This window comes from uncultured Maricaulis sp., assembly GCF_963976135.1.
Lineage (GTDB): Bacteria > Pseudomonadota > Alphaproteobacteria > Caulobacterales > Maricaulaceae > Maricaulis.
In genome coordinates, this window is record NZ_CAXBKN010000118.1 from 1 (window position 1) to 6,827 (window position 6,827).

Sequence of the window (6,827 nt, forward strand, 5' to 3'; positions counted from 1 at the left end):
GGATTGCCGGTGCGGGCATAGTCGAAGGCCGGCTGCACCGCCGGGTCCTCGCGGCGATAGGCGGTCGAGAGCGAGATCGGCGGGATGACCGCATTCCAGCTCGTATCGGTATTGAGGCCGGCGCGGACGGCGGCAGTACGGGGGTCGCGGGCCATGTCAGCCTCCCAGGAAGCTGGTGATGGCGGCCGAAATTGCTGCATCTTCCTTCAGGAAGGCGTCATGCCCGTAGAGCGAGTGCAGGCGTTTCAGCGTCCCCATTGGTGTCGACCGCGCCGCTTCGGCAATCTGTTCGGGCGGTACGAGCTGGTCTTCGACCACAGCGAGATAGGTGACCGGACATTCCAGCCGGCCGGGATCGATACAATGCTCATCCATCGAGCGCGACAGGGCGAGAAAGCGTTGCGGTGCGACACGGGCCGCGAATTCACGTCCGCGCGCCTCCAGATAGGCGACCACGCCATTGGCATCGCGGCAGTCGGGTTCGGGGTCGTAGAAGCGCGATTCCAGCTCGATCGGTGTGCGGTAAGTGGTCATGGCCAGGCGGCGGGCGAGATCGAGGCCGGCGCGGCCATCGCCGTATTGCAGCGCCAGTTCGACGGTGTCGCGCTGGATTGAGCGCCAGGCCTGGGCCAGGGCCGAAGCGCGGTGGGCCGCGCTGATCACCAGCAATCTCTCGACCCGGTCCGGCGCCAGCACGGCGAGCGCCAGCCCGATCATGCCGCCATAGGAGGCCCCGACAATCGAGAAGCTTTCAATCCCGGCTGCATCGGCCAGGGCGAGAATCGCGTGCGCCTGGTCGCTGGTCGTTGGCAGGGGTTTGACTTCATCGGCGAGGAAATCGAAGGACAGAATGCGCCAATGATCCGTGTCGATTGCGCGGCCGGGCCCGGCCTGTGCCGGCCACCAGCCGGTCTCATTGCGGCTCGATGCCACGGCACGGTCCGAGGAGATCCCGCCAAGCACGAGGCAGACGGGCGCGCCGTCCGGTCCGGTCAGGCGGCCATGGACACGCAGCGGTGCGCCTGTGGCCCGGCAGAGATTGGCCGAGATATCGTGGATTGTCGTATCGACAGGACGTTCGAGAGTGATCGGCATGCTGGATTCCGCTGGCGGAATAAAGCGGGCGCCGAATTTGGGGTCGAACGGGCGCGAGGAAGATCCGGGGGGAGAACCCCCGACGCCCATTCGATCCGCTTTAGCCGCATTTATTCCGCGCCCGCAAGCTGAACATCAAATCGGCGCGAATTCACACATAAAGATATGTTTATGTGTTGTCAATCCGTGGAGACAAAGGCCTTTTCGATCACGAAATCGGCCGGCGCCGCATTCGAGCCCTCGATGAAATTCGCATCGAGGCAGATCTGTTTGACGTCTTTCAACAGACCTTCCGAGCCACAGATCATCACCCGGTCGACGGCCGGGTCGAGGGCGGGCACGTCGAGGCGGGTATAGAGCTCGCCGGATTTCATCATATCGGTGACGCGGCCCTTCACCGGACCGTCATCGCGGGTGACCGAAGTGAAGTGGACCAGTTTCTCGGCGGCCATTTCGCCGATCAGCTCGTCCTGTTTGGTGGCGGCTACCAGCTCCTCGCCATAAGTCAGCTCGGCGCTCTGACGGCAGGTATGGGTCAGGATGACCTCGTCGAACTTCTCATAGGTCTCCGGATCGCGGATCAGGCTGGCGAAGGGGGCGATGCCGGTGCCGGTCGAGATCATGTAGAGGCGTTTGCCAGGCTTGAGCGCGTCGAGCACCAGGGTTCCAGTAGGCTTGCGGCCAAGCAGGACTTCATCGCCGGGCTGGATGTGCTGCAGGCGCGAGGTCAGCGGCCCGTCAGCGACCTTGATCGAGTAGAAATCGAGCGCCTCGTCCCAGAAAGGGCTGGCGATGGAATAGGCGCGCAGCAGCGGTTTGCCGTCTTCCTTCGGTAATCCGATCATGATGAATTCGCCGGAGCGGAAGCGGAACGCCGCCGGGCGCGTGATGCGGAAGGAGAAGAGCCGGTCGGTGAAATGCTTGACCTCCAGCACCGTCTCGACCGTGAAGGGGCCGGGCTTGGCGGAAACGGAATTCTTCACGGAAACGGGTGTGGCAGGCACGGGAGCGGTCATCGTCATCGTCTTTGTCGCAATTTCAGGTCGGGGGCGTGCAGGCATCAGGCCGTGGCAGGCGAGGCTTCGGTATCGGTCCAGGGCGGGATCGGCAAGCCCCGGCTGGCGAGGAATTCCGGATTGAACAGCTTGCCGGCATAGCGCGCACCGACATCGCACAGCATGGTGACGATGGTCTTGCCCGGCCCGAGATCGCGCGCCAGCCGCATGGCGCCGGCGATATTCACCCCGGCCGATCCGCCCAGTGACAGGCCCTCATGGCGCACCAGATCATACAGGATGGGCAGCATTTCCGCGTCCTCGATCCGGTAGGCATGGTCGACCGTCAGGCCTTCCAGATTGCCGGTAATGCGGTTGACGCCAATCCCTTCGGTGATTGAGGAACCCTCACCGCGCAGCTCGCCCTGGGTGTAATAGCTGTAGAGTGCCGCACCGGCCGGGTCGGCGACGCCGATCGCGATCTCCGGCTTGAAGATGCGCAGGCTGGCGGCGGTGCCGGCCAGGGTGCCGCCCGTGCCGGCAGCGCAGATGAAGCCGTCAATCTTGCCGCCGGTCTGTTTCCAGATTTCAGGGCCGGTTGATTTCTCATGGGCGCGGCGATTGGCGAGATTGTCGAACTGATTGGCCCAGATCGCGCCGGCGGCCTGGCTTTCATTGAGCTCTTCGGCGAGGCGGCGGGAATAGTGGACGAAATGATTGGGGCTCGAAAACGGCGCCGCATCGACCTCGATCAGGCGCGCGCCGAAGGAGCGGATCGCCTGTTTCTTCTCATCGCTCTGGGTGCGCGGCATCACGATGATCACCGGATAGCCGAGCGCGCCGCCGACCAGGGCCAGGCCGATCCCGGTATTGCCGGCCGTGCCTTCCACAATCGTGCCGCCGGGGCGCAGCGTGCCGTCGGCTTCCGCTTCACGCACGATATTGAGCGCGGCGCGGTCCTTGACCGAACCGCCGGGATTGAGAAATTCGGCCTTGCCGAGAATCTCGCAGCCAGTGGCGTCCGATGGGCCGTCCAGCCGGATCAGCGGTGTGGAGCCAATCAGGTCGAGGATATGCGAATAGGCCATGGTCATTCTCTTTCTGGTCGAACCGCAGCGCCTTGCGCCGGTGCGTGAATGCCGCATTCCGTCTTGTCCTGGCCGGGCCAGCGGCCGGCGCGCAGACCGCCGCCGCCATAGGCCGGCGCCGTGCAGGTCCAGCATCCAATCGAGCTATACCCCATATCGGCCAATGGGTGACGCGGCAAATCATGCGTCTGGAAATAGGCCTGGATCTGCTCCGCTGACCAATTGGCCAGCGGATTGACCCGCAGCCCGTCGGCGACCCGCTCGACCACGGGCAGCTCGGTACGGGCACCGCCATGGAAGCGTTTACGTCCGGTCACCAGGGCGTCGAAACCCTCCAGCGCCCGCGCCAATGGGCGCACCTTGCGCAAGGCGCAGCAGGCATCGGCATCGCGTTGCCACAGATAACCGTCAGCATCCTCTTCGCGGGCCTCGGCGGTGTCGGGTTTCAGGACGCGCAGACCGGTCAGTTTCAGGCGCTCCGTCATGGTGCGCAGATATTGTTCGGTCTGGGCAAAATGCCGTCCGGTATCGAGAAAGAAGACCGGGGTTGCCGGGTCGATCCGGGAAATCAGGTGCAGGCTGACCGCCGCTTCGGTGCCAAACGAGGAGAGCAGGGCAATCCGGCCGCGCCAGGTCGTCTCGATCGCATCGCGCAGAATTTCGAGCGCATCGCTCTGGCGATAGCGGGCATTGAGCCGCGTCAGCTCATCACCGTCCCGATGGCGCAGGTCTGTGATGGTGGCGACGGCGTCATTCGCTGGCTGGTAGACGACCGAAAACTGTTGCCCGGCCTTGGCCCAGTCGGCCGCAAGGTCGCTGCGATCCGGGGTGATGGCGTCAAAGCCGACGCGCTTGAGATACCGGGCCTGGTCCGGAATCAGATCGCCGGTGGCGCGCAGACGGCCCTGGTAATGCAGGCGGGTGCGCAATTGCGTCGCCAGGGTGAAGCCACGACCGTCCTTGAAGCTGGCAAAGCGGATATCGACCTGGACGGCGCTGCGGATCTGTTCGCCAACCGCGCGCCAGTCGGCATCGCCGGGAAGCTCCACAACCACACCGCCGCCCGAGGCCAGCCGGGCCTCGACGCCGCGATCGGTTTCGCTCGCGAGATCATTGCTCAACATAGATGGCCTCCTTGAACGCGTCTGCACCGGTGCGGCGCAGCGTGTCGATGAACGTCTCATGGCCGGTGCGAAGCTCGAGATAGGTTTCCAGCACGCGGGCAATGGCCGCGGGCACATCGTCGCCTGCCAGGCCCTTGCCGACGATGCCGCCGATTGCCGCATCCTTGCCGAAGGCGCCGCCCAGCGTGATCTGGTAATATTCCTCACCGCGCTTATCGAGGCCGAGCACGCCGATATTGGCGACATGGTGATGGCCGCAGGCATTGATACAGCCATCGACCTTGATCGTGACATTCCCGGCCGCCTCGCTCAGCCCGGCGGCTTCGAGCCGCTGACTGATCGCCTGGGCAATCGGGATGGAGCGCGCCGTGGCGAGGCTGCAATAATCCATCCCCGGGCAGGAGACGATATCGGTCGCAAGCCCGGCATTGGGGGTCGCCAGACCGGCAGATTTCAGCGCCAGCCAGAGCGGGTGCAGGTCCTCATTGCGGACATGCGGCAACAGCAGATTTTGCTCCGGCGTGACGCGGATCTCGTCGAGCCCGTAACGCTCGGTCAGATCGGCCAGGAGGTCGAGCTGTTCGGCGGTGGCATCGCCGGGCGTGCCGCCAATCGGTTTCAACGAGATGACAATGCTGGACAGGCCGTCGACCTTGTGGGCGCGGCGATTGCGCTTGAGCCAGTGACGAAAGCCCGGCTCGCCGGCCTCCGGCAGGGGCGCCGGATGGTCGATCTTCGGCGTATCGAAGAAGGTGCGGATGCGGGCAATCTCTGCCGCGGGCAATTGCAGCTCGCCGCCGCGGATGGCGTCGAATTCCTCCTCGACCTCGGCGGTGAAAGCCTCGGCCCCGAGCGCCTCGACCAGGATCTTGATGCGCGCCTTGTACATATTGTCGCGGCGGCCATGCTGATTATAGACGCGCAGCACGGCGGTCAGATAGCTCAAGAGGTCGCGCGGCTCGAGGAAGTCGCGCGTCCTGACCGCCAGCCGCGGCGTGCGGCCCTGGCCGCCACCGACCCAGACTTCGAAACCAGTCTCCCCCGCTTCATTGCGCACGATCTGCAGGCCGATATCGTGCACGCGCAGGCCGGCGCGATCCTCGGCGGCGCCATTGACGGCGATCTTGAACTTGCGCGGCAGGAAGGTGAATTCCGGGTGCAGGCTCGACCATTGCCGGATGATCTCGGCCCAGGGGCGTCCATCCTCGATCTCGTCGGCGGCGGCGCCGGAATACGGGTCGGCCGTGGTGTTGCGGATGCAATTGCCCGAGGTCTGGATCGCGTGCATCTCGACATCGGCCAGCTCTTCCAGGATCGCCGGCACATCGGTCAAAGCGGGCCAGTTGAACTGGATATTGGTGCGGGTGGTGAAATGGCCATAGCCACGATCATATTGGCGGGCGATGCGGGCCAGCGTGCGCACCTGGGCGCTGTTGAGCGTGCCATAGGGAATGGCGACGCGCAGCATATAGGCGTGCAGCTGCAGATAGACGCCATTCATCAGCCGCAGCGGCTTGAACTCGTCCTCGCTGAGGCGGCCATCAAGACGGCGCGCGATCTGGTCGCGAAACTCGCCGATGCGTTCGCGCACCAGCGTCGCGTCGTATTCATCATAGCGATACATCAGGCGGCCCGTTCAATTGGCGCTGCCGGCGTCTGCCGTGTCGTGCCGGATGTCGGCCCGTCGATGCGGATGCCCTCGCGGCGCCATTTCTGGCCGGCGGGGGCCTTGTCGCCCAGCTCGATCAGATAGGGGCCGACGGCGATGCCGGATTCGCGCCCGGCCAGGGCGAGCATGGTTTCAGCCGCGTCATCCCCGAGCGGCTGGGCGTCCTCGAACCGGGTCGACCATTGGCCCTGTGCCGTGCGGTAGATGACGCGGCCGTCGGTGAGGCGATTGGCGGTGATGGCTTTCATGCGAATTGCTCCTGGCGCTGGGGCAGGCGGGCGGAGAATGCCGCCGTCTCGCCGATAATGATGATGGTCGGGCCACTGATCTTTTCGCGCACCACCAGCCCGGCGAGATCGGCGAGCGTTGCGGTGAAGCGGCGCTCGGCATCGCTCGATCCGTTCTCGATCAGGGCGATCGGGGTTTGCGGCGCGCGGCCATGGGCGAGCATCTTGCGCTCGATCTCGGGGGCAGCGCCGACGCCCATATAGAAGACCGCCGTGCTGTTGGGCGCGGCGAGGGCGCGGTAATCCGCGTCGGGGCCGTCCTGTTTGACGACGCCGGAGGCGAAGGTCACCGACTGGGCATGATCGCGATGGGTCAGGGGGATGCCGGCCGACGCGGCGCAGGCCATGGCGGCGGTGATGCCCGGCGTCACCTGGACCTCGATCCCGGCGGCACGCACGGCTTCCAGCTCTTCGCCGCCGCGCCCGAAAATGAACGGATCGCCGCCCTTGAGGCGCACCACGCGCAGGCCCTTGGCCGCCTGTTCGATCAGGATCGCTTCGATGGATTGTTGCGGCACGGGGTGATGGCCCTTGGTCTTGCCGACATCGATGCGGATGGCGTCGCGGCG

The 6,827-nt window shown here is 65.2% G+C and carries 7 protein-coding genes; all 7 read right to left on the minus strand.

All coding sequences use genetic code 11. The features are described from left to right. Positions 1 to 156 precede the first annotated feature (156 nt). Positions 157 to 1,095, minus strand: coding sequence for a homoserine O-succinyltransferase (locus AAC023_RS12885; protein WP_339741602.1), 939 nt, complete (start codon positions 1,093 to 1,095; stop codon positions 157 to 159). A gap of 179 nt (positions 1,096 to 1,274) precedes the next feature. Beyond that, entirely contained in the window at positions 1,275 to 2,117 is an 843-nt protein-coding gene (locus tag AAC023_RS12890; protein WP_339741603.1) for a ferredoxin--NADP reductase, read from the minus strand. Positions 2,118 to 2,155: 38 nt separating this feature from the next. Next, positions 2,156 to 3,178 carry a cysteine synthase A gene (locus AAC023_RS12895; protein WP_339741604.1) on the minus strand — a complete coding sequence of 341 codons (1,023 nt, stop codon included), beginning with the start codon at positions 3,176 to 3,178 and terminating at the stop codon, positions 2,156 to 2,158. A gap of 2 nt (positions 3,179 to 3,180) precedes the next feature. Further along, on the minus strand, positions 3,181 to 4,302 hold the full coding sequence (locus AAC023_RS12900) for a phosphoadenylyl-sulfate reductase (protein WP_339741605.1): 1,122 nt from the start codon (positions 4,300 to 4,302) through the stop codon (positions 3,181 to 3,183). Beyond that, positions 4,289 to 5,926 carry a nitrite/sulfite reductase gene (locus AAC023_RS12905; protein WP_339741606.1) on the minus strand — a complete coding sequence of 546 codons (1,638 nt, stop codon included), beginning with the start codon at positions 5,924 to 5,926 and terminating at the stop codon, positions 4,289 to 4,291. Before AAC023_RS12905 ends, AAC023_RS12900 begins: the two co-directional genes overlap by 14 nt. Continuing rightward, positions 5,926 to 6,219, minus strand: a complete 294-nt coding sequence (locus AAC023_RS12910) for a DUF2849 domain-containing protein (RefSeq protein WP_339741607.1) — start codon at positions 6,217 to 6,219, stop codon at positions 5,926 to 5,928. Before AAC023_RS12910 ends, AAC023_RS12905 begins: the two co-directional genes overlap by 1 nt. After that, positions 6,216 to 6,827: uroporphyrinogen-III C-methyltransferase (gene cobA / locus AAC023_RS12915; RefSeq protein ID WP_339741608.1), on the minus strand; the 612-nt coding region annotated here is incomplete at its 5' end. The genes cobA and AAC023_RS12910, both read right to left, overlap by 4 nt.